At 57.4% G+C, this 25,414-nt stretch carries 19 protein-coding genes; 11 read left to right on the forward strand and 8 right to left on the reverse strand.

Going from position 1 to position 25,414, the window contains the following annotated elements:
• Positions 1-40: 40 nt before the first annotated feature.
• The 4 genes from ACTNA2_RS07555 (at position 41) to ACTNA2_RS07570 (ending at position 6,698) form a co-directional block, all read left to right on the forward strand.
• Entirely contained in the window at positions 41-2,281 is a 2,241-nt protein-coding gene (locus ACTNA2_RS07555; RefSeq protein ID WP_441049055.1) for a hypothetical protein, read from the forward strand.
• Positions 2,282-2,467: 186 nt separating this feature from the next.
• Complete coding sequence (locus tag ACTNA2_RS07560) at positions 2,468-4,579, forward strand: hypothetical protein (RefSeq protein ID WP_441049056.1); 2,112 nt, start codon at positions 2,468-2,470, stop codon at positions 4,577-4,579.
• A gap of 2 nt (positions 4,580-4,581) precedes the next feature.
• Positions 4,582-5,655: a hypothetical protein gene (locus tag ACTNA2_RS07565; protein WP_441049057.1), complete on the forward strand. Its 1,074-nt coding sequence runs from the start codon at positions 4,582-4,584 to the stop codon at positions 5,653-5,655.
• Between the two features lie 53 nt (positions 5,656-5,708).
• Entirely contained in the window at positions 5,709-6,698 is a 990-nt protein-coding gene (locus ACTNA2_RS07570) for a hypothetical protein (RefSeq protein ID WP_441049058.1), read from the forward strand.
• Positions 6,699-6,813: 115 nt separating this feature from the next.
• Here ACTNA2_RS07570 and ACTNA2_RS07575 read toward each other — a convergent pair whose 3' ends face one another.
• The 3 genes from ACTNA2_RS07575 to ACTNA2_RS07585 all read right to left on the reverse strand — a co-directional run bounded on the left by ACTNA2_RS07575 (position 6,814) and on the right by ACTNA2_RS07585 (position 10,411).
• On the reverse strand, positions 6,814-8,076 hold the full coding sequence (locus tag ACTNA2_RS07575; protein ID WP_441049059.1) for a hypothetical protein: 1,263 nt from the start codon (positions 8,074-8,076) through the stop codon (positions 6,814-6,816).
• A 396-nt stretch (positions 8,077-8,472) separates the two neighbouring features.
• Positions 8,473-9,303 (reverse strand): hypothetical protein, encoded by an 831-nt coding sequence (locus tag ACTNA2_RS07580; RefSeq protein WP_441049060.1) that lies wholly within the window; start codon positions 9,301-9,303, stop codon positions 8,473-8,475.
• A gap of 10 nt (positions 9,304-9,313) precedes the next feature.
• Entirely contained in the window at positions 9,314-10,411 is a 1,098-nt protein-coding gene (locus ACTNA2_RS07585; protein WP_441049061.1) for an RtcB family protein, read from the reverse strand.
• Positions 10,412-10,633: 222 nt separating this feature from the next.
• Here ACTNA2_RS07585 and ACTNA2_RS07590 point away from each other — a divergent pair, with 222 nt between their 5' ends.
• Together ACTNA2_RS07590 and ACTNA2_RS07595 are read left to right on the forward strand one after the other, a co-directional pair.
• Positions 10,634-11,644: a helix-turn-helix transcriptional regulator gene (locus ACTNA2_RS07590; protein WP_441049062.1), complete on the forward strand. Its 1,011-nt coding sequence runs from the start codon at positions 10,634-10,636 to the stop codon at positions 11,642-11,644.
• 7 nt (positions 11,645-11,651) lie between these two features.
• On the forward strand, positions 11,652-14,939 hold the full coding sequence (locus ACTNA2_RS07595; protein WP_441049063.1) for an ATP-dependent helicase: 3,288 nt from the start codon (positions 11,652-11,654) through the stop codon (positions 14,937-14,939).
• A 24-nt stretch (positions 14,940-14,963) separates the two neighbouring features.
• On the opposite strand, the gene ACTNA2_RS07600 is transcribed toward ACTNA2_RS07595, so the two are convergent.
• The 5 genes from ACTNA2_RS07600 to ACTNA2_RS07620 all read right to left on the reverse strand — a co-directional run bounded on the left by ACTNA2_RS07600 (position 14,964) and on the right by ACTNA2_RS07620 (position 19,432).
• Positions 14,964-15,821 carry an HAD-IIB family hydrolase gene (locus tag ACTNA2_RS07600; RefSeq protein WP_441049064.1) on the reverse strand — a complete coding sequence of 286 codons (858 nt, stop codon included), beginning with the start codon at positions 15,819-15,821 and terminating at the stop codon, positions 14,964-14,966.
• Positions 15,822-15,905: 84 nt separating this feature from the next.
• Complete coding sequence (locus ACTNA2_RS07605) at positions 15,906-16,244, reverse strand: P-II family nitrogen regulator (RefSeq protein WP_441049065.1); 339 nt, start codon at positions 16,242-16,244, stop codon at positions 15,906-15,908.
• A gap of 152 nt (positions 16,245-16,396) precedes the next feature.
• Positions 16,397-17,674, reverse strand: a complete 1,278-nt coding sequence (locus ACTNA2_RS07610) for an ammonium transporter (RefSeq protein ID WP_441049066.1) — start codon at positions 17,672-17,674, stop codon at positions 16,397-16,399.
• Positions 17,675-17,872: 198 nt separating this feature from the next.
• Positions 17,873-18,892, reverse strand: coding sequence for a putative ABC transporter permease (locus ACTNA2_RS07615; RefSeq protein WP_427795541.1), 1,020 nt, complete (start codon positions 18,890-18,892; stop codon positions 17,873-17,875).
• 3 nt (positions 18,893-18,895) lie between these two features.
• Complete coding sequence (locus ACTNA2_RS07620; protein WP_441049067.1) at positions 18,896-19,432, reverse strand: HD domain-containing protein; 537 nt, start codon at positions 19,430-19,432, stop codon at positions 18,896-18,898.
• A gap of 227 nt (positions 19,433-19,659) precedes the next feature.
• Here ACTNA2_RS07620 and ACTNA2_RS07625 point away from each other — a divergent pair, with 227 nt between their 5' ends.
• The 5 genes from ACTNA2_RS07625 to ACTNA2_RS07645 all read left to right on the forward strand — a co-directional run bounded on the left by ACTNA2_RS07625 (position 19,660) and on the right by ACTNA2_RS07645 (position 25,409).
• A complete protein-coding gene (locus ACTNA2_RS07625) occupies positions 19,660-21,441 on the forward strand; it encodes a 1-deoxy-D-xylulose-5-phosphate synthase (protein ID WP_441049068.1) in 1,782 nt (593 codons plus the stop codon).
• 543 nt (positions 21,442-21,984) lie between these two features.
• Positions 21,985-22,980 carry a glutamate ABC transporter substrate-binding protein gene (locus ACTNA2_RS07630; protein WP_427718227.1) on the forward strand — a complete coding sequence of 332 codons (996 nt, stop codon included), beginning with the start codon at positions 21,985-21,987 and terminating at the stop codon, positions 22,978-22,980.
• Between the two features lie 138 nt (positions 22,981-23,118).
• On the forward strand, positions 23,119-23,778 hold the full coding sequence (locus ACTNA2_RS07635; RefSeq protein ID WP_441015196.1) for an amino acid ABC transporter permease: 660 nt from the start codon (positions 23,119-23,121) through the stop codon (positions 23,776-23,778).
• The gene (locus ACTNA2_RS07640) at positions 23,775-24,608 is read left to right on the forward strand and encodes an amino acid ABC transporter permease (RefSeq protein WP_022094658.1); all 834 of its coding nucleotides are present in this window, start codon (positions 23,775-23,777) and stop codon (positions 24,606-24,608) included. Before ACTNA2_RS07635 ends, ACTNA2_RS07640 begins: the two co-directional genes overlap by 4 nt.
• 36 nt (positions 24,609-24,644) lie before the next feature.
• Complete coding sequence (locus tag ACTNA2_RS07645) at positions 24,645-25,409, forward strand: amino acid ABC transporter ATP-binding protein (RefSeq protein ID WP_117840240.1); 765 nt, start codon at positions 24,645-24,647, stop codon at positions 25,407-25,409.
• Positions 25,410-25,414: the final 5 nt, after the last annotated feature.

Below are 25,414 nucleotides of genomic sequence, written 5' to 3' on the forward strand. Positions count from 1 at the left end.
CACACCGTGTGCATCAACACGTAAAGGCAATATTTGAGATGTGACAAAGGGGCAGTCCCTTTGTCACATTCCATTCTCTCCTGGTACCGTTAATGGGACCAACGGCCTCCACACCAGTTGCATCATGCCGGTAATGATCGATAAGGAGACCGACATGAACAATCAGGCATGCGATGGCATCACCGATGCCGGCAAGGACCTCGTCCTCAGCTGCATCAAGAGCCAAGAGCTGCGCGACCACATGCGTAAATACCTATACTGGCCAGCGCCAATCATCGCCGGCTCTCTTAAGACGCTTGATGAAAAACGCACCATGCTCGAGCAACTCCGCAAGGAGGTTTCGCCGGAGCTGGTCGAAGATATCGATTCGCATCTCGCCCAGCTCAACAGCGCACTCGATATGCTCCACAACATCGAGCGCGACCGCGGAATCCTCCTACTGCACGTCATGGTCTACAACGAGGAGGAGCGCGACGCCGACGCCCTCGACGGTCCCTTCCCCACCGCATCGTGGGAGGCCGCGCAGGCACTCATGAAGCGCTACATCGAAGAGTATCCTGAAGACGACTGGTCCGAATCGTACTGGAAGATCGACCTATACACCCCGGAAGACCTTCACGAACATCAAATGGCGCAGTCCTCCCTGGCGTTTGCGGCAACCAAGGATGGCGAGCTTATATTTCTCCGCGATCAGCGCAATAACCGCACTCGCAAATCGTATGTCGAAAGCGCCTGGCGAAACGATAGCAGACGGTTCTGCAACAGCAACGAACCCATCTATACGCCGTGGGTCCCAGGCGACATCCTCAAAATCGACGGTCGCCCCTTTGATCACGGGCCTCGCTTTGCCATTGTGCTCGAAAACGACTACGAGCACACGCTCCGGGGACAGATCTGGTGCGCAGGGCCTAGTAAAGATCACGGCGTTAAGGAGGGTTCACTTTCATCCGGCACCTACAGCGACAGTCTCCTGGACCCCTTCATCCCCTCCGCCCTCTACACCGCCGAGTGCTACACCGGTGAGCTGCCGGACGACTGCGCTTTTATGCTCGAGCTTTCGCAGATGCTGCACGACAGCCCCGACTACGGCAAGCAATGGTCCGAAGGCTCGGTCGGACATGACTGCCTTCAGCCGTATCGCAAGCCCGCCAACCAAAGCGAGCTGGATATTCGTCCGGACATCTTCGAGTTTTTAGACTCGCACAGTATTAAGGAGCATCTTCAACGAATCAACTACGAGCTCACCACGCCCGTAGCGGCTTTCATTGTCAATTGCTCGCATAAAGCAACGCTGCAGCAAAAGCTCGAAGGCTGGCAAAAGATCATCGACAATATGCCCAATTGCACCATGAACCGCAGAAACGACACGGTCGTCATCCCGGACTTCCATGCCTTTCTGCGCAATGTCATCAAACAGGAGAAACGAAAACTCGCGCACCTTAAAAGGACGGACGGTCAAAGCCTGTACTTCTTTGAGGACTACTCGTGGGACTGGCGCGGGCAGGTCGGCTATCTTTACGGCCCGTACAGCAGTTATCAAAAGTGCTTCGATGCCATCTGGAAAGAGCTCGACGGTGACGATCCCAAAGCCATCAGGATCACCCGTCGTCCCATCGACCCAGAAGAAGACCACTATGCCGACGACATGGTCTTACTCAATGCGAACGGCGAAGTAATGTCTTGCGATTACCGCAACAAAAGCGAGTGGGACGAGGCGGGCACCGCCAGCGATTTCGAGGACATGTGGTTTGATATCCCGACGCCTTTCCATGCCGGAGACATCGTCTGCAACCTCCAACGCCCCGACAAGCCGATGGTGCTGTTTGACCTGCAAACTTGGGGATCCGAACGAGTCGACAAAGAGCTGGCCTCCTCCGTCTACAAAGAGCGCCTCGTTCAAAAGGCCGACAAGCTATTGCGCTGGCACCGATATGACGGCGACACCAGCGACATGTACGCCTACGGCTGCCAAGTCTCATCCGCCTTGCATTTCCCCTTCTACATTGGGGAGCCTGAGGGCTTTCTTTTGGACATCGACTATTACCGCAAGCCGCTCAAGTCAGAGAAGCGAATCCTTTACGGCGTCAGGGCATATGTCAAAGGCGACCTGGCGGTTGATTCGCTCGCCGCAATGGCCAGCGCATGCGAGCTACAGGCGCTGGCGGAGAAAAAGGCGCGTGGCTTCGAGGATGCAGACGGTTGGCTCAAGGACCGCTACCCGGAGCTGTTCGATGCGACGGCCGATCCCTTCTTAGAGGGAGGTTGCACCAGTTACGCTTAGTTTTTGAAACGCCACTACCGATTGTCCTTTCAGTACGCGCACACTCATGTACCAGTGCGTTTCCAAAAGTATGTTTGACGCGAGATTCATATCAGACCCGTTAATGGGATCACAAAGCACAGCCTCTGATGGATGCTAACGGCAACGACCGAATTGGAGGTTGCTATGGACAGCCAAGCAGATACCGTGATCACCGATGCCGGCAGGGAGCTCGTTTGCAGTTGCATCAAGGACGATGAGCTGCGTGCTCATATGTTCAAACACATGGGAATGGCAGATGGCTCCCTCTGTAAAACCATCGGCGGCTCCCTCAAGACGCTCGACGAAAAACGGACCATGCTCGAGCAGCTTCGCAAAGAGGTCTCATCGGATTACGCCGAGACGATCGACTCCGGCCTCGAACAACTCGACACTGCACTCGATATGCTTTACAACGTTGACCGTGACCGCGGTATCTTGCTGGTCTCCGGCGTGTTTTACAGTGAAGACGAGCGCGGGCACGACACCTTTGATGGCCCCTTCCCCGTTGCCTCTTGGGATGCCGCTCGAACCCTTATGAAGCAATACGTCGATGACGACCCCGATGAAGATTGGTTCGAATCATTCTGGCAGATTAAGCTCTATACCGCCGAAGACTTACACGACTGCCCACGCGCTCAAGCCTCGCTGATATTCGCCGCAACCATGGCTGGCGATTTGGTCTTTTTGAGTGACCGCCGGAATCAGCGGACTCCGCATCAAAGCATCAATCACTTGCCGTGGAACAATAGCAAGCACTTCTGCGCCAATGGTGAGGTCTTTTACACTCCCTGGGTCCCCGGCGACATCATCAAGATCGACGGTCGGCCCTTCGACCACGGCCCTCGTTTCGCCATCGTGCTCGAAGACGACTACGATAGTTCGTTCAAAGGCCAGGTTTGGTGCGCCTATCCGAGCAAAATCTACGGCGTTGAGGAAGGCAATCTCCGCTTGAGGGATTTCACGGACGGCTTCCTCGACGACTTCACACCCTCTGCGCTCTACACCGCCGAACGCTATATCGGCGACTTGCCCGATGATTGCTCCTTTATGCTCGAACTCTCGAAAAAGCTGCACGATGACCCCGGCTGTGGCAAACATTGGTCGGATGGATCGGTCGTACACGACTGCTTGCAGCCATATCGCACATCGGCCGGCGCCGGCGTCAACGCCATACGTTCGGACATTCTCGAGTTTCTCGACTCGCCCGATATCAGAGAGCATTTGGAAGGCATCGGCTACGAGCCCACCACGCCCGAGGCAGCGTTCATCGTCGACCATTCGAACGAGAAGACGCTGCAACAGAAGATTGAGACCTGGCAAAAGATTCTCGAAAACATGCCCAATTGTGCGATGAGCAGGCGATACGGCACGTTCAATATCCCCAACTTCCATGTCTTTCTTCGCGACGTCATCAGATGGGAGCGCAAGAAAATCGCCCGGTTCAAACAGCCTGGCAAGCACATGTATTTCTTTGAGGACAAGACGGGAAGTCCCCATGAGAGCGGGTGCAATTATGGCCCCTACACCAGCTACGAAAAATGTTTCGAGGCAATCTGGAATGAGCTTGAGGAGGAAAATCCTACCTCGATAGAAATAACGCGCCGCCCGATCGATCCGGACGAAGACTACTATGCCGCCGACAGGCTCATGCTCAACGCAAAAGGCGAAATTATGGACTGCCAGCTGAGCTGCATCGACATGGAACGCGAGGGCGAAGACCCCACTTTCGCTTTTGAGTTGATGTGGTTTGACATCCCGACGCCATTCCACGCCGGCGACATCATTTGTCGTCACGGCGACCCTGGCGACCCCATGCTGCTTCTCAATATGCAGACATGGACCACGCAGCGGGTCATAGATGAGCTTCTGCCTTCCACCTACAGGGAATGCGCTGCAAAAAAGGCCGATGACCTGCTCAGGCACCATCGGCAAAATGGCGATACGAGCGACATGTATGCCTACGGCTGTCAGATTGAATATCCCCTGGAGTACCCCGTCTATATCGGAGAGCCGAGTTGTTTTCTTCTCGATATGGAATACTGCCGTACCCCGCTCAAGCCAGAGGCGAGAATTCTGTACGGCGTGCGGGCATATCTCGACGGCAATCTGGGTCTTGACTCACTAATTGCGCTATCAAGTCTTTGCGAGCTGCAGGCGCTGGTCAAGAAAAAAGCCGAACGGTTTGAAGGGGAAGACGGCGGGCTCAAGACCCGCTATCCGGAGCTGTTCGATGATGCGATAACCCCGCCGGAGCGATTCGAAACAAAGAGGAGCTAACCATGGACATCTTGGATTTTGTGGACTCCCGGGACATTCGGGAGCATCTCCGCCGCATCAATTTTCAACCCAACACCATTGAGGCCGCCTATCTGGTTTGGTTTTCGAAGACCGCCACGCTCGATCAGAAATGCGAAGCTTGGCAGGAGATCGCCCGAACCATGCCCAATTGTTCGCTGGAGGCAACCCATGCCGGTCTTGGAAGGCCGGCCATCCCCGATTTCCATGCTTTTTTGCGCTGGACAATCGATTACAACAAGCGGTGCGTCGATGCGTTTGCGAGTGGGACGGACTACGTTTATCAGTATGAAGAGGAGATTGTGCCCGACGGGCAACTTTGTGGGGCCTTCGGCGCGCCATTCAGCTGTTATGAGAAATGTGCCGAGACGTTGCGCGGTGATGATGAACTGGCGAGCCGTCCAGAGGCACGCGTACGCATCTCCCGGTGCCCGCTCGATGCCGACGAAGAACATCGCCGGGAAGATTGGCTCCTAGTGAACGGCAAAGGTGAGGCCCTTTCCGTTTATTGCCCTTCAGCCGGCCCCATTGAGAACGATTGGGGGATCGCGTTCGAGTTCATCTGGGTCGATATCCCCACGCCGTTCCACACCGGCGATATCGTCTGGACGCCGCAAGGCAGTGCCCGTGAGCCGTTCACGCTGTTCGATCTGCCCACGTGGGACCAGACAAAGCTCGAGGCAGAGCTTCGGCAGGCAGACCGTTCTGACGAATGGCTTGATCATGCGCAGCAGCGCCTCGAGCACTATCGCCATGCAGGGGATATCAGCAACATGCGTGCCACTGGCTGCTCGATTACCTACAACGAGACGTTTCCCCTCTACATCGGCGAGCCAGACCCGCTTTACCTGAATCTTGAGTACTATCGCAAACCACTCGAAGACGAGCAGCGAATTTTATTCGCCGCCCAGGCCTACCTGCGCGGCGACCTGTATGTCGACTCACTCATCGCGTTTATCGACACCATAAGGATGGAGTCCAAGGCAAAGCGCAACCTGGAAGAGCTGCGTCTGGATCAGGCGCCGCTCAAGGAGAAGTACCCGCAGCTATTTGAATAAAGGTCGTCATGCCCGAATCCACAAGAAGTCGCACCAACAACTCGGAGACTATCGTGCACGAAGAAATAATCAACTTGATCGACTCTCCGGAGCTGCGAGAGCATTTGCTGCATAATCCGCAGCTCCTGAGCGGCGACCATTACATGCAGATTGTCGGTGGAGCACCGGTTGAAATTACCCGCAAACGAGAGCTACTCGGCAGACTGGTTGCTGGCGGGTGTAACTCGTCAGACGACACCCCTTACTGGCACTATCGGCAGATTTGCTTCGACTACATCGATGACTGCATGAACGCGCTAAAGGCCGTCGACGGGAACAGGAAGGTACTGCTTATTAGCGAAATTAGCTTTGTCGACAACAAAGTGGGATCTGCCATCACGCATGGCCCCTTTCCCGTGGCATCGTGGCAGGCCGCCCTTGCGGCAATGAAGGCATACGCAGACAAGTGGAGCGAAATGACAGACTTATCGTCCTCATACTGGATGATCGAGCTGTTCAACCTTGCCAACGACCCGAGCTGTTCATATCCATACGACGGCTTTCTACAGCCAGACTACACTTACTACGCAAACGCCTCCGGCGAAATTCAATACATCTGCAGGGAAGAAGAGGGCGAATGCGGCGAGGTGCTCGACTGCATTGTGGGTGGAATCTTTGGCCCGTGGTTCAAGGGGGCATATGTCGACCTGCCCACGCCGTACAAAAAGGGCGACATTCTCGAGATTGACTGCAGGCCATGGGCGCCGGGACCTTGCTATTGCCTGGTAGCAAACTCGAAATTGGACTGTCTGTATTCCGATGGCGATGGACAGATCAGATGTGGCTCTATCCCCTACGGCAGCTGCTTTGCCGGATGGGCGTATACGAACTTGATGCTGTCGCCCGTGTTTAGAGCGAAGAAAGTAACGCAGCCCTTGCCAGAAGAATACGCAGCCTTGCAAACGATCGGGTCTGACCGGATAGATGACTTGCTAGAAGCGTGCGCCGACAACAAAGAGGAAGAGCCTATTTGGCTGGATATATATCGGCATCGAGTTCAATAACGTCTGTTGTGAGCGCAACTCCAAAGACAGCAGGTGCTCCATAGTTTTAGAGAAAAAAGCTGCGCCGAAAAAGGCGCAGCTCTGAGAAACTGCCTGGGGCCGTTCGAACTTATAGCTACATATTACAAGGCAGCTTTTTCCAATTCTTTAACAGTCCCTTTGCCTTTTCCTTTCGCCATTGATTTTTAAAGAAATACCAGACAAAGCGATCGAAACTGCAGTAATCCAACTTCTCGTATTGATCATCATTCAACTGATGATCAATTACATTGCCTTGACTGTTTGGGCAAAGCCTCCATGCGTCTCTCCATCTATTGATGCCATCGAGAGTCGCATCATACAGATTTCGATAGTTCTCATATCCATAGCCTTCGCCTTTTTCGGAAGCATCTTGAGCCGATAGCTTCTTCCATGCGTCAATTTGCTCATATACTTTCTTATATCGTTCATTAAAAGTTGTGTGCTCCGGTTTGAACCCACAAATTCTGCCAAGGGTATCTGCTTCTATATATTCGCACGCGTAATAAGGAAGAAAATCGTGGACAACCGAATCGTAAATACAGTATTTACCAGCTCCGCCACTTATTCCTCTGCATGCATGATGGCAGAATTTGGTCGCAAAGGAATAATTGTTTTTAGCGACCTCTTTTTTCCCTAGCTTAGAAGCCGCTGCCTGTAGAGACTCCCGTCCCAATGCATCGTTGACCGCGACCTCAGCGGCGTGAGCAATCTTATAAACTAAATCTGATTGGCCTGCAAGAAGTGCCTCGCGAAACGCGTTGTCATTGCCATGGGAATCATCGCCAGAGGCAATCATCTCCATTATTGCCACCGCGGTAAGAAGAGACCCCCCAGTCAGAATCTTCTCGTTCTCGGCATTCTTCTTGCCACCGCCATTTTTCTTGCCAACTTTTTTTGCTTCAGCTTTTACCTCCTCTATTGTTTTTCCATCGACACGCATCCCCGCTGAAATACCAAGCAACTTAATAAGTTCAGCCTGAGTCGGTTTTCCAGCTGAATCGTTTTTGTCGCTGTTGGACAGTGTCGGCAAACTGGTCGAATTATCTCTGTTGACGCGATAAACCGCACGTCTTATGTTCGTTTGCCGGGTACTCCATGAACCTGCATCAAACATTCCCTTAAAGATGCTGGCCATCTCTTTTCCGTAATCACTTTCTATTACCCCGGCATATGACACATCGTTGTTGATCAGCAAATTCAGCAACGCAATGTTCTTGTCCGTGAAAACTGGAAGGCCATTTAAATCAACATCAAACATTTGGTGCTGGAAAATCAGAGAAAGCCCGGCGGATTGAACAGGACGCCCTTTAACATCCATCAGTTTTTCCTTATCAATTTTGACGTTTTCCCAGCTCATTACATTTCTCCTTCTGATATCCAATCGTCCCAACTGTTACCTCAGAACAATGCTAGTATGCCAAGTCTCATTAACGACCATTCCTTACGCTAATGGTCGAATTTCACAACGCAGTGGTCTTTCTATAAAAAGAACGGTTCTAGAAGAGAGACCTCCTCACTAAGACCGCCATGTCTCAAGCTATAGGACGGACGCTATCCTTAGAAAACTGAGACGGCATCGTGGCCATGGCTTTCCTCTTACGAACGCTGACGATGATTTACCATCGAATCAAAATCCGAGGCGGGCATAAAGAAAATGCGGGGGCATCTGGCTGTTCAGCAGACGCCCTTCGCTAAATAGTCAGCCCGCAGCGCAGGCGCACCACGGACTGAGCTGTCGTTATTGGTTGCGGCTTTAGCCGAAAACTCGCGCGGAAGATGGCTCCATGCCATCGGAGCTCATGCGGACCAGGACGTCTGCATTGCAGTGGGTCTCGGCAAAAGCCGCATCGTTGCCGCCCTCTGCCGCAAAGCAGCCTGCCAGGATGGCGGATGTTGGGCTGAGCATGTTGCGCAGGTCGCGCAGGGCTGCATTCACGGGGCGGTTATCGTCGAGCATTTCGAGTCCGTCGATTACGACTACGACGTCCTTTAGTACTGCCCTGTTCCACGTTTGATCGCCGAGCAACCAGCTCGTTAAAAGGTCCATGGTCATGTTGTCCTCAACAAAAATGCCTAGGTTGCGCTGCTTGAGGCGCATCGTTGCGCGAATCGCCTCGACCTGTCGTTCCTCAGGATCCTCTGACACCTTGTCATCCATCTCGGCGCGAATAAGCCGGGCGATCGCGTCCTCTTCACACTCCCGAATCGGCATGTAGAGCACGGCGCATTGCTCAATCAGACGCAAAGCCGCATACACCAGCACGTTCGAGACATCTTCATGCTCGCCGCCAATCACGCTGAGCTTGCCCAACCCAACGCCGCCACCTAGGGCATCATCGACCGACATACCGGTTTTCAACACACAAGGAGTTTCAAAAAGCGACGTCTCCATACGGCGATCGAGCCCAGAAACCAGTCGATTGCGAAACCCGCTGAGGTCAAAAACCTCGTCATCACGCTCTTTGCGATTCCCACTACGCTGATTCGCGGGCGTCGGCGGCATCACGCCTGATGGGCCCAGCATCTCGCCCATGCTCACAGAGTGTCCAATTCGGTCGTCCCTGGAGTCCATCTTTAACGTCATCGCAACCCTCCTAACGCCTACCGCGCTTACCAGTAGCCTTAAAATTCCAGATCGGCTTGAGTCGGTGAATAACATCAACCGTCGGGTCCATGAGTCTCAGTACATCATCCGCAGGCTTATACGCTTCGGGCGACTCATCGAGCGTCGTCTCGCATGCGCTCGGACAGTAGATGCCGGCATCGCGCATCTCGTTAACGAACGACCTGGTGTCGAGCGTTTGGAACGCTTTGGCGCGGCTCATCGCGCGACCCGTCCCGTGCGGCGCCGAACAGTTCCAGTCCTCGTTTCCCTTGCCGCGTGCAATAACGGCACCGTCGCGCATGTTGAACGGAATCAGCACCATCTCGCCCGCATGAGCGCTAATGGCGCCCTTGCGAATCATGCCGCCTTCCGAGATGTAGTTGTGCATGGTGGTAAAGCCGTCTCCGTCGAGCCGAATTCCCGTACGCTCAATAATCTGTGCGACAATCGCCTTGCGGTTCTGATTCGAGAAGCGTTGGCAGTTATGCATATCGACGAGATACTCGGCAGAAAGATCTCCCACGAGATACTTAAGCTCGTCGGGGATATCTGCCGTGCACGTCTTCTGCGCCAGCGCCTGATGATGCTCCGCCGTCTGCTTGCCCATGTTGCGCGAGCCGGTGTGCACGACCAGATATTGGCACCCATCCTCGTCCTCGTCGAGTTCAATGAAGTGATTGCCGCCGCCCAGCGTGCCCATGGAGCGCTCAACCTTGCGCTTGTCCTGAAGCCAATCGCGCGACTCCATGTCAAAGTCCGCGAGTACGCAGGCAGGATCGCGATGAAGGCTAAAGCCCGTGGGCACCGCGCGCTTCACATCGCGATTGAACTGAATGAGGTCGTCGCGCGCGATGGTTTCCGCAAGCGGCACGCAGTACATCCCGCATCCGATGTCGACCCCAACCAGGTTGGGAATCACCTTGTCGCCCAAGTTTGCCGTAAAGCCAATCACGCAGCCCTTGCCCTTATGGGCATCGGGCATGATGCGGATCTTGGCGCCTTCAAACGCCGGGCAGCTGGAAATCTCCTCGATCTGCTCCTTGGTTGAATCCTCAAGATTCTCGGCAAAGACTTTGATGTCTGCCATCGCATTTCTCCTGTTCTGATTCTTGTAAACCGGAATCGGCCCCAAGCCAATAGAGCGCATGTCACACCTGCCAGCCAAACCGCCGATTTCCGTTTAACCACCTTTCGCCCTATTCGAGCTCTTATTGCTGCGAATACTACGGTCGCGCGGACTACAATGAGTCCCAATAACGGGTCTTGTTTTGTATCTCCGGTTGGTACCCTGCCGGCGAAAGGAGACAACGTGGCGAACAGACCAAATCAAAAGCTCAGGCTTCTGTTCCTGCTTAAAACCTTGATGGAAAAGACCGACAGCACGCACGGACTCACAACGCAGCAGATCATCGAGGAGCTCGCCTATCACGACCTCGAAGCCGAACGCAAGGCCATCTATCGCGACCTGCAAACGCTTCGCGACTTTGGGCTCAACATCGACCAGCGCGGTGGCAGGGAATGGGCCCTGGTCTCACGCCCGCTCGACCTGCAAGAGCTCATCATGCTTGTTGACGCCGTGCAGAGTTCGCCGTTTTTGACCGATGAGTTGACCGACCACCTCATCGGCAAGCTGCAGAGCCTCGCCAGCCTGGGCGAACGCGAACTGATGCACAAGCGTGTCGACGTGCCTTCGCGCGTGAAGATGCAAAACTCTGATGCCCTGCTCAACATCGACTTGATTCAGCAGGCTATGCGCGAAAAACGCAAGATTCGGTTTCGTTACTTCCACTACGACGCCGCCAAGCAAAAGGCCCTTAATCATGACGGAAAGGTCTACGAGCTCACACCCGTGCGCCTTATCTACTCCGACGAACTCTATTACATGATTGGATTTAGAGATAAATGGGCTAATGCCGGCTCGGGTCATCAGCCGTTCACGCCCTACCGCGTCGACCACATGCTCGATGTTGCGGTGTCCGAGGAGCCCGCAACCAAGGATCCGCGTATCGCGGGCTATGTGCTCGAAGATCACGTTTCGCCGTCGTTTGGCGTTTACGCGGCCGACAAGACCACCGTCGTGCTGGAGCTCGACGACCGCGCGATGAACCCGCTCATCGACAAGTTCGGGCTCGACGCCGTTGTGTTTGAGAACCAGGATGGGCGCCTGTTAGCTACCGTCAAAGCCCCGCTGTCTCCGCAGTTCTTTGGCTGGCTGCTGCAACTCAGCACCTTCATTAAGATCGTTCAACCTCAAAGTGCCATCGATACGTATCTTGACTATCTCGATAGCACGCGTGCGCTCTACCAGGAAGACAGGTAATACTGCCATGAACATGACCCCCAACTTTAACGTATCGTTCGAGCGCCTGAATCCCGAACAGCGCGAGGCCGTCGAATGCCTAGATGGTCCGTTGCTCGTCATTGCCGGCCCCGGCACCGGCAAGACGCAGCTGCTGAGCCTGCGCGCGGCGAACATCTTGGCCAAACGCGATGCCGCCCCGCGCAACATCCTCTGCCTCACCTATACCGAGGCGGGCGCGGAAGCCATGCGCAAACGTCTGATTGAGCTCATTGGACGCGACGCCTACGGCATCGAAGTCAGCACGTTTCACGGATTTGCAAGCAGCATCAGGTCGCGCTATCCCGAGTACTTCATGCGTCCTTCGACCGACACGCTTGTTACCAGCCTGCACCAGCAAGAGATTTTTGATTGGCTGCTCAAATCGCTGCCTTTTGGTTCTCCGTTAGGTGGAGGGTCACCTGATATGCCCGCGCAAAACATCGGTAAGATGATCGGCTTTGTCTCCAAAATCAAACGCAGTGGCCTGGATTACGACACGCTGAGCGCCATCGCACAGCAGAATATCGACGCCGCCACCTGGCTCACTGAGCATTCCAGGCTGCTTATGCTCGTCTGCGAAAGGGCAAGCACAGCGTTGGCTGAACGCTTTGAGGAAGAGATCGAGCGTGTCTGCGCCATGGCACCCACATCGCTCACTCGCCCAATTGACTGTCCCGCCGGCACGTACGTGCCGTACATTCTTGAGTTGCGCGACACCGTTCGCCGCACCGAGCTCATCGATGAGAAGGGCAAATCCTCGGGATACACCAAGGTGCGCGATGCCTTCTTTGGAGGCAGCAACTCTCAGGGGCGCACGTTTAAGATTGCGGAGCAGAGCGAGCGACTCAAGACCGCTTGCGACGTCGCGCGTCGCTACCAGAGCGAGCTCGACCAACACCATCTCTACGATTACGACGACATGATCGGCGACTTCGTTAACGCCGTCGAGCACAACGACGCGTTGCGCCAAGTGCTCCAGGACACCTATACCTATATCCAAGTTGACGAGTTCCAGGACACCAATGGTGCCCAGATGCGCATCATCGAGCTGCTCTGCGACGGCGTTGATGCGCCCAATATCATGGCCGTTGGCGATGACGATCAAGCCATCATGCGTTTTCAGGGCGCCACGATCGAATGCGCCAACCAGTTTGCGGCCGAGTTCTCGCCCCGGAGCATCGTGCTCAAGACCAACTACCGCTCCACGCCCGCCATCGTTGAGCTTGGTCAAGCTATCGCACGGCAAAATGAATATCGCCTCGACGCCAGCTCGAATAAGTCAATCGAAGCCTTTAAGCCTCAAGGCGATCAGGTCAGCTTTAGCGAGAACGTCTACACCGGCAAAGCCGAGGAATACGCCGCCGTTGCCGCGAGCATTAGGCAGAGGATTGATGCTGGCTACCTCGATGACTGCGAAGATCCCAACGAAGGAATTGCAGTCATCTCTGCCAAACACGCCGCATTGCGTTCGCTGATCCCCTTCCTCGTTAAGGAGAACGTGCCGTTTTCCTATCGTGAACGGCAAAATCTCTTTGCTTCCGAGCGCATGCAGACGACACTGGCGCTGCTGCGCTGCGTTACCGCGCTCGCTCGCGGGCAGCAGGAGCTCGCCAGCAGCTATCTTCCGCAGATTGTCTGTGCCGCCGAGCTGGGCGGCGACCATCCATCGTCCGTGACGTTTGCGCTCAGCGCCAAGCGCGAGCATCGCGGCGACTGGATGGCCGCCATGTGCGAGAGCAATAGCGCCCGCGTCAAAGAACTGCACGACGACCTTATGCAGTGGGCAGCCGAAGCCGGCGCCTCCCCGGTCAGAGCGCTGCTCTTTAAGATTGTCGAACGCAGCCTTGGCTATTATCAGGATTGCAAGGAACAAAATCCGCTGGGCGCAGCCGAATTCAATGCCGGCATCCGCGCCCTGCTCACCTTTGCCGAAGGTGAGATGGGAGACGCGCGCCGTATGGGACGTGCGCTTCGCCTGCCCGATATTGTCGACAAGCTCGATGCCGCTCAAAAGTTTGGCGTGAGTATCGACGCATCGATCGACCTTGGCACGCCGGGAGCTGTTCGCCTCACCAGCGCCCATAGCTCTAAGGGCCTGGAATTCGACTGCGTCTACCTGCTCGATGCCGACGACTCCACTTGGCACAAAGGCGCTGGCGGCATGAGCTTGTACCCGTCCAACCTGCTTATTCGCGATGAAAAGGATGATGACGACGCGCGCCGCCTGTTGTTTGTCGCCATCACGCGCGCTAAACGACACCTCGAGCTGTACCGTGCCGGCGGGTCGGCACTGCAGGAGCTCACGGGGCTTATCGACTCTTGCGAAGTTTCTGCTGAGGCAGACCAGCTCAGCGTTGCAATCGAAACCGAGTGGCGCGACAACTACGTGTTTGATACGCCCGAGCTCCGCGCGCTTCTGGAACCTCATATCGACGTGAAGTTTCTTTCTGCCACAGCGCTCAACAACTTTGTGACGTACGAGCCTGGATGCGCAAATAGTCTGCACTTCCCTGAGAAGCAGATTGTGCGCCTGCCCACGGCGCCCACGATCCAAACCGAATTCGGCACCATCGTTCACGCGATGTTCGAGGAGATCGTTAATAGAATGGCAGCCGATGGCGAGGCGGCGATTGAGACAATTGAGGCCGAGTATCGCCAGCAGATTTCGTGGCTCGATTATGCCCCCGAGGACGTCCATCGCTATTCGGAGCGCTTCGAACGCATTTGTCGTGCATTCGTCCCCTGGCTTGTCGAGCATGTGCATGGCTATCGCTGCGTCACAGAGGCGAATATGCAGTGCCTGACCACCGAAGGAACTCCGCTCTTTGGTTTTCTCGACCTGCTCCTCGTTGACGATGCAGCTAAAACGGTAAAGATCGTTGACTACAAGACTGGCTTTGGCAAAGAAGTCCCTACAGGCTACCATCGTCAGCTCAAGTTCTACAAACTGCTGGTCGAAGCATCGCCCGAGTTTTATGGCTACACCGTCACTTCCATGGGCGACTACTATGTAGAACCCGACAAGACAACGGGCGAGCTCCGCCCGCCGTTCGCGACAACCGCCAACGCCGACGACATTGCCGAGCTCGAACAACTCATCGATGCCGTATGGTCGCGCATTGAACACGGCGCTTGGGATACCAGCGCTTTTGAGCAAAGCGATGCCTATGAGCTGGCCATCGAGGAGCAGAAGGGCTGCCGCAAAAAAGCCGACAAGGCCGAGCTCATGCAACGCGCCTACGAGCATTGGCTAGTCGAGAACCCCGGAATGTGACAAAGTGACAGTCCCTTTGTCACATTATTCGATGATGGTGCGGGAGTTTTGCTTACGCATGGTGGCGAGCATGTGTTTGGGGACGGCGTGGACCATGCAGCTGCCGATAGTCGCGCTCGCGGCGGCCTTGGCCGCGTCACTGCCGTTTTTGGTCGCGTAGCTGTGGCGGAAACGCTTGAGCATGGCGATGTCGTTGCCGCCGTCGCCGTAAACCGCGACCTCGTCCTCGGCAATGCCGTAGTAGCCCGCCAGCCAGGCCACACTCTCACCCTTGTTGCACGCCACGTCCGTGATCTCAAACATCACCGGATCGAACGGCGCGTTGACCACGCGGTCCGAGCGCTCGGCCAAATACGCCTTAAGGTCGCGCTCCAGCTCGGGCGAGGTCACGCGACAATTGATCTTGCATACGTCATGGCGCAGGATGTCACCGATCGACTGGTCGAAATACTGCTCCTCGTGATACCCGCCACGTGCACGCATGCCGCGCATCACGATGCGCTTGATAGGACTGTCCTTTTTAAAGCCCGCCTGGTGCATCTCGAACGATCCGCTCGAGAACATGCCATCGGGCGTGGAGCAGTCAAAACAGATGTCCGGGAACGCCTTGAGCAGCTCCTCGGTAATCTGCGGGTCGATGGTCCAGGTCTTGAGCACCTCGCCATGGCTGTTGCGCACGATGGATCCGTTGGAGCAGCAGGCGTCGAGTGCCAGACCTGTAAAGCCATGCTCGCCAATCGGCAGCGTCGAGCGCCCGGTTGCGGGAACCACATGCAGGCCAGCCTCGGTCAGCTCGCGAATGGCACGGCGAATGGTCCCGTCTGCCTCGTGCAGGGCGTTCAGCAGCGTTCCGTCTAAGTCGCTCGCAAACATCTTGATCATGGGCATGCCTCTCCTTCGTCTGCACGATATTGTAGACGAGAACGGGCGCGCCCCAAGAGAGGCACACCCGTCAGGCGGTCGATTCTACACCGCGGCGGGGCCGTGTTCGCCGGTGCGGATGCGGATAATTTCCTCGACCGGCTCAACCCAAATCTTGCCGTCTCCAACGGCACCGGTGCGAGCGGCGTTGCAGATAATCTCGACAATTCCGTCGACATGTTCATCGGCGCAGATGAGGGTGAACTGCACCTTAGGGATCGTGTTGACAAGCAACTCATTGCCGCGCACGTATTCCTTCCAGCCATGTTGCGCACCGCAGCCCTGCACCTGGTTGATGGTCATGCCACGAACATCGGCAGCAAACAGCGCGTCTTTAAGAACCTCAAGCTTTTCCTGACGCACGATAGCCGTGATCTTTTTCATAGTGAATTCCTCTCAATAAAAGAAATGAATTGCCATTCAACGACGCGGGTTTTCGAGGTGCCCGAGATTGCCCCGAAAGAGGAGCGCCGCGTACTTCGGTACGCAAGCGACGGTTTGAGGGGTAAGGTCGGGTGCCTGGGAAAGCCGTGCTGCTAATCGAGCCCGGAGAACGAGGGATACGCGCTCTCGCCGTGCTGACTCGCATCCAGGCCCAGCGCCTCGTCTGCCTCGTCCACGCGCAGGCTGCCGCGGAACAGCGCCTTGACCACCGCAGCGATCACCAAGTCGAGCACCAGTACAAGAGCGACCGTCACCACAATGCCCAAAATCTGCGAGATGAGCAGCGACACGTCGCCCGTGTAGAACAGGCCGCCCTTACCGGTCCACGAGAGCTCCGGCACGCAGAACAGGCCCGTGAGCACGCCGCCCAAGATGCCGCCGATGCCGTGGCAGCCAAACGCGTCGAGCGCATCGTCGTAGCCAAACTTGGTCTTAAGATGGCTAATGGCCAGGTAGCAGACAGGTGATACGATCAGGCCCATGACCAGCGCCGCCCACGGCTCGACAAAGCCCGCACCCGGCGTGACCACCACAAGGCCCGCAACCAGACCGGTGCTGGCACCCACCAGCGTGGGGCGACCGGTATGCACGCGCTCGACGACAAGCCACGAGACCATGCCCGCCGCGCTGGCCGTCACGGTGTTGAGGATGGCGAGCGCCGCCACGGCGTCGGCCTTAAACTCGCTGCCGCCGTTAAAGCCAAACCAGCCAAACCAAAGCAGGCCGGCGCCCAGCGCCACAAACGGCACGTTATGTGGGCGGTAGCTCACCATGCCAAAGCCGCGACGACGGCCGAGCATTAAGCAGAGAATCAGGCCCGTCAGACCGGACGAGATGTGCACCACGTCGCCGCCCGCAAAGTCGAGCGCGCCGATGATGTCGCCGATAAAGGAACCCTCACCGCCCCAGACCATGTGAGCGAGCGGCGCATAGACCACGAGCAGCCAAATGCCCAGGAAGGCCGTCATGGCACCAAACTTAATGCGGCCGGCCAGGCTGCCCGTGACGATAGCAGCCGTGATCATGGCAAACGCCATTTGGAAGGCGATGTTGATGATTTGAGGGTAGACGGCACCGTCCGCAGCATTGCCCTCGGCCGCCTGCAGCACCTGGTTGAGCACCGGCAGGCACAGCAGCTGGTCAAGGCCTCCAATAAACGGGCTCGAGCCGTCGCCACCGTAGGCCAGCGACCAGCCGGCGACAATCCACAGCACACCGACCAGACCAATGGTGCCAAAGCACATAAGCATGGTGTTGATGACATTTTTGCGCCTGGACAGGCCGCCATAGAAAAACGCCAGACCCGGTGTCATTAAAAACACGAGCATGGTGCAGATGAGCATAAACGTTGTCGATCCCGTATCGTACATTCGCTCCCCCTTGGTCACATGAACGTTGTCGGCGCTCATAATGCGGCCGAGGGGCAACTGGTGTAGACCAGATACGGCGTTGTTAAACGCTGCGTTGTCGAATGGAAACGGTGCCGCAATCTTGGAAACGGCGCGGCAACGGACGCGAAACGAACGGGAAATACGCGAGCAAGGGAGCCGTGTGCGCGCCCATCCCGGCTAGCGCCGAAACAGCTCGTGGGCGCGGTCGCGGAGATTAGTTGCTCGAATGACGCCCTCGTAGCGATTGATGCGCAAGCGCGGGAAAGCATTGAAGAAGCGCAGGTCGCGACGGCTGAGCGACACACTCGGCACCGGACGGCTCATGCGCTTACCGGCAAGGCGACGACTGAGCGACGGACGCGGCATGCTCGGCGCAGCATCGGCCACGCGGCGGGCGGCAAGCGCCAGGCCGCGAGCACCATCCGAGATAAACGTCGGCATCGAAGCCTTCTCACGAAGGGCATCGAGCGCCGCGTCGCCCAGCTCGGCCAGCCACGCGTTAACGGCGCGGCTACGGATATGCGTCTGCGCTACCGAGTCAATCGTCGAATCGGGAATACGTTCGAGCATGGAGTCCGAGGCATCGGCAAGCGACTCATTGATGCGGTCGGCAAGGTCGGCGCGCACACGCTCCAGCTGATCGGACAGGCGACGCCAACTGGCCAAAGAGAACACCGCGTCGACCATCATCGCAACCGCGACGATAAAGGCGGACAGCCGCACAATCAGCACCGGCAGATGGCCAAGCAGTCCCAGCAATGCCGGCTCCACTAAACGACAAATGCACAACGCGCCCAGGCCAAACGCGCAGGCCCAGTACAGGCAGATACGTCCGTGCAAGTTAAACGGCAGGTGCGAGTAGTCCCAAAAGCGTGCGCCTGTTGTCTTTTCCAATAGAAGGCCCACACTGTACTCGATTACGCTGCACACAAGCGCCGCGGCGACAAATTGGCTCGAGGCATCCGGAATCCCGCGCAGCAAAAGCCAGCAGGCTATGCCGCCCACACCATAGATAGGGCAACACGGCCCCAGCAAGAATCCGCTGTTGGCAAAGCGTCCTTGGTTGAGCATGGCGCAGACTGTCGACTCCCATGCCCAACCGCAAAACCCGTAAAAGGCAAACGAGAGCACCAGTGCCGAGAGCGGACAGGCGGCAAGCGTCGCGCCGTCAAATGCCATGTCGATCGCGGTCCCCACCGTCTACCCTCTCCTCTTTTCGCTCGATTCTTCACTCACGCCATCGTCTGCCTCGTCCTTGCGCGGCAGACGGCCGGCGACCGTCTCGCGCAGAGCACACCATTTATCCGCCAGGCACACAATCCATGCCTCACGACACGTCGGCGGCACCGGCACCAGCGGAAACATATGCCGCACGATAATATTCCGCTCGCGCGACGTCAGCTCAAAATCTTCCTCCGCACGCGCCAGGGCAAAAAACGGATGCCGAAAGCCATGCAGCCGATGGCTTGGGTCGGGATCGTGCCAATCGTAGAGAAAGTAATCGTGCAGCAGGGCCCCGCGCAACAACGAGTCGCGGTCGACGGAGATACCGACACGGCCCAGGCGCTCGGCAAAGGACAGGCTCGCCCGCGCCACCGAGGTCACATGCGTATACACTGTCACATCGCCATGCTGGATAAACTCGCGCGTCAGGTCCAAGCGGCCCGCCTGGGCGAGCTGACGGGCGGCATAGTCGACCTCGTGCGCGATTTTCTCGGCACGAACGACATCGGACATGCTGCCTCCTTCCAGCGACTCACGGCGGCAAGCCACGGCCTGCACGCATTGAATAAATCATCATCGAATCTACCAGTATGGCATCGGACAAAACGTTTTGCCCCACCAGTTGGCGAATTACCGCGCCGCCGTCACATATCAAACGCCAAAATGTGCGAGACTGTTTTGTGCAATTGTGCCGGCCGAGGGAGCGCCGGCGCTCGATTCGCATGGAGTAACCCACAACGATGCTGCTTACGCAAACGACAACGCCCGAGGACGTCAAGGCTCTCGACCGCGCCGAGCTTCCGCTGCTCTGCGGCGAGATCCGCCAGGCAATCCTCGAAAGCTCCGCCGTCGTCGGTGGGCACGTTGCCCCCAACCTGGGCGTCGTTGAGCTTACGGTTGCGCTTCATCGCGTGTTTAACTCCCCAATCGACAAGATTGTCTTTGACGTTTCGCACCAGACCTACGCCCACAAGGCGCTGACTGGGCGCGCGTACACCTATATCGATCCGGAGCGTTATGGTGAGGCTTCTGGCTTTGCCAATCCCGACGAGTCCGAGCACGACCTGTTTGCCATGGGCCATACCTCCACGTCGGTGAGCCTGGGCTGCGGCCTTGCCCACGCGCGCGACCTAGCGGGCGACGCGTACAACGTCATTACCGTTATTGGCGACGGTTCGCTTTCGGGCGGCCTGGCGTTTGAGGGCTTTAACAACGCCGCCGAGCTCGACAGCAACTTGATCATCATCGTCAACGATAACGACCAGTCCATCGCCGAAAACCATGGCGGCCTGTATCGCAATCTGGCCGAACTGCGCGCCAGCAACGGCGCCTGTGAGCGCAACGTTTTCCGCGCGATGGGGCTCGACTACCGCTATCTGGACACCGGTAACGATGTGTTAGCCCTCGTCGACGCGCTGCAGGAACTACGCAATATCGATCATCCCATCGTGCTGCACGTCTCCACCGCCAAGGGCAAGGGCTTTGAGCCGGCCCAGAGCGACCCCGAGCGCTGGCACCATGTGGGTCCGTTTGACATGGCAACCGGGCGCAAGCTCTGCCCGGGCCATCCGAGCGAGCCTGCGCCGCGCACCTATGCCGACATTACGGGCGAGGCACTCAGCGCCGCCATCGAGCGCGATCCGCAGGTCGTGGGCATCACGGCCGCCACGCCCTACATCATGGGCTTTACACCCGAGCTTCGCGCCGCGGCCGGCAAACAGTTCGTCGATGTGGGCATTGCCGAGGAGCACGCCGTGACCTTTGCCACCGCGCTTGCGCGCTCGGACGCCAAGCCAGTCTTTGGTGTGTACGGCACGTTTTTGCAGCGCGCCTACGACGAGCTGTGGCACGACCTGTGCCTCAACGACACCCCCGCAACCATCCTGGTGTTTGGCGCGTCGATCTTTGGCACCACATCCGAGACGCACCTCTCGTTCTTTGATATATCCATGCTGGGCGGACTTCCCAACATGCGCTATCTGGCACCGGCCTGCATGGAGGAATACCTGTCCATGCTGAGCTGGTCGCTCGACCACCGCGAGCATCCCGTGGCGATCCGCGTTCCGGGCATTGGCCTGGTTAGCCGCCCCGATTTGGCGCCCGCCGAGGACACCGACTACAGCGCCGTTCGCTACGACGTGGTGCGTCAGGGCCGCGACGTTGCCGTGCTCGCGCTTGGCGATTTCTTTGAGCTGGGCGAGCGCGTGACAAACCGCTTGGCTGCCGAATACGGCATAGAGGCCACGCTCGTCAACCCGCGCTTTGCAACCGAGCTTGACCGCGAGTCTCTCGATGGCCTTGCCGCCGAACATCGCGTTGTCGTCACCCTCGAGGACGGCATCTTGGACGGTGGCTGGGGCGAGCGCGTCGCGTGCTACTTGTCCTGCACGCCCGTGCGCACGCGCACCTTTGGCATCGCCAAGGGCTTTCCCGACCGCTACGACCCCAACGAGTTGCTTGCTCAGAACGGCATGACGGTCGAGAACATGGCCGCCGAAGCAGTACGCCTGCTGAACGAGTAGAAAAACCTCCGCAAGGGAAGCACCCCTGAGGAGGTTTTTGTTTTCCCAACTCAATTGTCTCGATCTGTAACACCTAGAGGACAAATCCTCGCCCAATTGTTACAGATCTAGACAAACCGTCTTTGCCCCTGTTGTTTGTCTCAATCTGTAACAGATAGAGACCTTTTGTCCATCCAGATGTTACAGATCGATACACTCAAATCCCCCTAAAGAGAAAATCTCAATCTGTAACAGTTACTCGGCAAAAATGGCTGCAGATGTTACAGATTGAGACAAAACAGCGAGGCAGGCCGCCATATGTCGCGTTGCCGCCATTATAGCGACCGCCGCGAGCGACCATGCTGTCCGCAAAACGCTATCTCAGCTGTAATAATCGACGTTTGCCCAGATAAAACCTGCCAAAATAAACCTGTCCCTTTTTGGTAGGTAGAATTACCCATAAGGTAAGTATGTTTCTGAGTTATTTCGTGTTGACCCATTTGAGCGCGATAGGGTATAACTCTATTCAACCGCTAGGGATTTTATTGAGAAAGGTGTTCTACCATGAGCAAGAACCTCTCCCAGCAGGTCGTTCTCGACCGTCGCGGCTTCATCGCCGCCACCTTTGCAACCGTCGCCGGCCTTGGTCTTGCCGGCTGCTCCGACACCAGCGCCGAGGCCGACAAGGGTTCCGCCGCCGGCTCCTCCAAGAGCCCCGAGGACACCGAGGCTTCCACCACGCTCGATGCCAAGGCATTCGACAAGCTCGTCGACAACGGCCCCAAGGCCGATGATGACGCCATCGCCGCCAGCACCTGGGCCACGGCCGTCAAGGACGCCGGCGTCTTTAAGATCGGTGGCGTTCAGACCTCCACGCTCTTCTCCCTCCTCAACGAGAAGGACGGCAAGACCCGTGGCTTCGACGCCGGCATCGCGCAGCTCCTGTCCAACTACATTCTGGGCGAGAACAAGGTCGAAATCACCCAGGTGACCTCGGACACGCGTGAGTCCGTCCTGCAGAACGGCCAGGTCGACGCCGTCTTTGCCACCTACACTATTACCGATGAGCGCAAGAAGCTTGTCTCCTTTGCCGGTCCCTACTACTACACCCAGCAGGCTATCCTGGTGCTCGCCGACAACGACGACATCAAGAGCGTCGACGACCTGGCCGACAAGAACGTCGCCGTCCAGTCCGGCTCCAACGGCCCCGCCATCCTGGAGGAGTTCGCCCCCAAGGCCAGCCAGCAGGAGTTCAAGACCGACGAGGAGGCCCGCCAGGCACTTCAGCAGGGCCGCGTTGACGCCTACGTCATCGACAACAACATGCAGCAGAGCGCCCTGGTCCGCGAGCCCGGTAAGTACAAGATCGCCGGCAAGCCCTTCGGCAGCAAAGAGCCCTACGGCATCGGCCTGCCGCTCGATTCCGACGGCGTCGCCTTTGTCAACGACTTCCTTAAGAAGATCGAGGACGATGGCACCTGGACCGAGCTGTGGCAGATCTGCATCGGCGATCGCACGGGCGACACCAACGTTCCCGAGCTGCCCGAGATCGGCGCCTAGACAGCGAGCCCAGTAACGGCCGCTACGAAACCATACGGAAACGCACGATGCGCTTTATTGCGCTAAACTGTTTCCACACTGAGTTGTCGGGGTTTCCGTACACACGGGAGCCCCTTTCCTTATCGGCGGGAGGTCCGCATGAGTCTCTCCGAGCTCTGGTCGCTCTATGGCCAGAACTATATCGACGCGCTGCTAGCAACCTGGGGCATGACGCTTGAGTCGTTTGCCATCGCCATGGTGCTGGCCGTCGCTGTCACCGTGATGCGCGTGTCGCCGCTCAAGCCGCTGCGCATTTTTGGCGACCTGTATGTTCAGGTCTTCCGTAACATCCCCGGCATCGCGCTGCTTATCATCGTCGTCTATGCGCTGCCGCCGCTCAAGGTCGTCCTGCCCTACCGCACCTGCGTTATCGTCGCCACGGTCCTTTTGGGCTCGGCCTTTGGCTCCGAGAACTTTATGAGCGGCATCAACACCGTCGGCGTCGGCCAGGTGGAAGCCGCGCGCTCGCTCGGCATGAGCTTCAGCCGCATCCTCGCCAAGATCGTGATTCCGCAGGCGCTGCGCTCGAGCGTGCTGCCCATGACCAACCTCTTTATCGCCGTCATGCTCACCACCGCACTCGGCAGCCAGGTACCGCTTCAACCGCAGGAGCTCACCGGCGTGGTGAGCTACATCAACACGCGCTCGCTCGGCGGCGTCGCCGCGTTCTTTATCTCGGCGCTCGGCTACCTGGGCACGGCCTTTGTGGTGAGCCACGTTGGCAACTACATCGATAAGAAGGTGAGGATCCTCCGATGAGCAAGCATTCCACCTCCGCGCTCACCATGCGCGATGCGCTCTACGAGGCCCCCGGCCCCAAGATGCGTGCCAAGATTCGCATCGGCACCGCCATCTCGCTTGTTGCCGTCGCCGCGCTCGTCGTCCTCGTGTTGCAGCGCTTTTATGTGACCGGTCAGCTTTCGGTCCACTATTGGTATTTCTTTACGCACCTCACCACCTGGAAGTTCCTGCTTGCCGGCTTTGAGGGCACCGTTAAAGTCGCACTCACCGCTGGCGCCATCGCGCTGGTGTTGGGCCTAGCCCTTATGCTCGGCCGCACCAGCGACATTAAGCCGCTGCAGCTGGTCTGCCGCGTGCTCACCGATTTCTTCCGCGGCGTACCGAGCCTGCTGTTCATCTACTTCTTCTTTTTGGTGCTGCCTCAGTACAAAATTGCGCTGCCGTCGTTTTGGATGCTCACGCTCCCCGTCGCGCTCGCTGCAGCCGGCGTGCTGGCCGAGATCTTTCGCGCGGGCGTCAACGCCGTGCCGCGCGGGCAGGTCGAGGCAGCCCAAGCGCTCGGTCTCTCCAAAGCTAAAATCACCTTTAAAATCGTGCTGCCGCAGGCGATTCGGTTTATCATTCCGTCGTTGATTTCGCAGCTTGTGGTCGTAGTCAAAGACACCACCGTCGCTTACGTGGTGAGCTACCCCGACCTCATGCAAAATGCCCGCGTGCTCATTACCAACTACGACGCCCTTGTGTCGGTCTACCTGGTAATCGCGGTCATCTACATCCTCATCAACGTCGCGATCAACAAGGCCGCTGTCTACGTTTCGCACAAGACCGGCGCGACCATCATCCGCTAACGCTTTACCATTTCCAGTCATAAGGAGCCGAGCACCATGGCACAGAGCACCTCTTCCACCGGCAATCAGCCGCTGATCGAGCTCAAGCACGTCGATAAGCACTATGGCGATCTGCACGTCCTCAACGACATCAATCTCTCGGTCGACCGCGGCGAGGTCGTCGTCGTGATCGGCCCCTCGGGCTCGGGCAAGTCGACCATGTGCCGAACCATCAACCGCTTGGAAACCATCGACTCGGGCGAGATCCTCATCGAAGGCGAGCCCCTGCCGCAGGAAGGCAAGGACCTTGCCCGTATGCGTGCCGAGCTGGGCATGGTGTTTCAGCAGTTCAACCTGTTCGCACATATGACCGTGCTGCAGAACGTCATGCTGGGACCGGTCGACGTGCTGGGCGTCTCCAAGGACGAGGCCCGCGAGCGCGCCATGGACCTGCTGGGCCGCGTGGGCGTTGCCGAACAGGCCGATAAGGTGCCCGCACAGCTCTCGGGCGGCCAGCAGCAGCGCGTAGCCATCGCCCGCTCGCTTGCCATGCAACCCAAGGCCATGCTTTTTGATGAGCCCACGAGCGCCCTTGACCCCGAGATGATCAACGAGGTGCTCGAGGTCATGGTCCGTCTGGCCCAGCAGGGCATGACGATGATCGTCATTACGCACGAGATGAACTTTGCCCGCCGCGTGGCCGATCGCGTCGTGTTTATGGCCGACGGCCAAATCGTGGAAACCGGCACGCCCGACGAGTTCTTCGACCACCCCCAGACCAAGCGCGCCCAGGACTTCCTCAACTCCATCAAGGGCCACTAACCAGC

Source organism: Collinsella sp. HCP28S3_E9 (genome assembly GCF_052065455.1).
Lineage (GTDB): Bacteria > Actinomycetota > Coriobacteriia > Coriobacteriales > Coriobacteriaceae > Collinsella.

Bases quoted from the DNA above. Each gene is read 5' to 3' on its own strand.
- ACTNA2_RS07565 (WP_441049057.1), top strand. From the start codon at position 4,582: ATGGACATCTTGGATTTTGTGGACTCCCGGGACATTCGGGAGCATCTC.
- ACTNA2_RS07575 (WP_441049059.1), bottom strand. From the start codon at position 8,076: ATGAGCTGGGAAAACGTCAAAATTGATAAGGAAAAACTGATGGATGTT.
- ACTNA2_RS07580 (WP_441049060.1), bottom strand. From the start codon at position 9,303: ATGACGTTAAAGATGGACTCCAGGGACGACCGAATTGGACACTCTGTG.
- ACTNA2_RS07585 (WP_441049061.1), bottom strand. From the start codon at position 10,411: ATGGCAGACATCAAAGTCTTTGCCGAGAATCTTGAGGATTCAACCAAG.
- ACTNA2_RS07595 (WP_441049063.1), top strand. From the start codon at position 11,652: ATGAACATGACCCCCAACTTTAACGTATCGTTCGAGCGCCTGAATCCC.
- ACTNA2_RS07600 (WP_441049064.1), bottom strand. From the start codon at position 15,821: ATGATCAAGATGTTTGCGAGCGACTTAGACGGAACGCTGCTGAACGCC.
- ACTNA2_RS07605 (WP_441049065.1), bottom strand. From the start codon at position 16,244: ATGAAAAAGATCACGGCTATCGTGCGTCAGGAAAAGCTTGAGGTTCTT.
- ACTNA2_RS07610 (WP_441049066.1), bottom strand. From the start codon at position 17,674: ATGTACGATACGGGATCGACAACGTTTATGCTCATCTGCACCATGCTC.
- ACTNA2_RS07620 (WP_441049067.1), bottom strand. From the start codon at position 19,432: ATGTCCGATGTCGTTCGTGCCGAGAAAATCGCGCACGAGGTCGACTAT.
- ACTNA2_RS07625 (WP_441049068.1), top strand. From the start codon at position 19,660: ATGCTGCTTACGCAAACGACAACGCCCGAGGACGTCAAGGCTCTCGAC.
- ACTNA2_RS07630 (WP_427718227.1), top strand. From the start codon at position 21,985: ATGAGCAAGAACCTCTCCCAGCAGGTCGTTCTCGACCGTCGCGGCTTC.
- ACTNA2_RS07635 (WP_441015196.1), top strand. From the start codon at position 23,119: ATGAGTCTCTCCGAGCTCTGGTCGCTCTATGGCCAGAACTATATCGAC.
- ACTNA2_RS07640 (WP_022094658.1), top strand. From the start codon at position 23,775: ATGAGCAAGCATTCCACCTCCGCGCTCACCATGCGCGATGCGCTCTAC.
- ACTNA2_RS07645 (WP_117840240.1), top strand. From the start codon at position 24,645: ATGGCACAGAGCACCTCTTCCACCGGCAATCAGCCGCTGATCGAGCTC.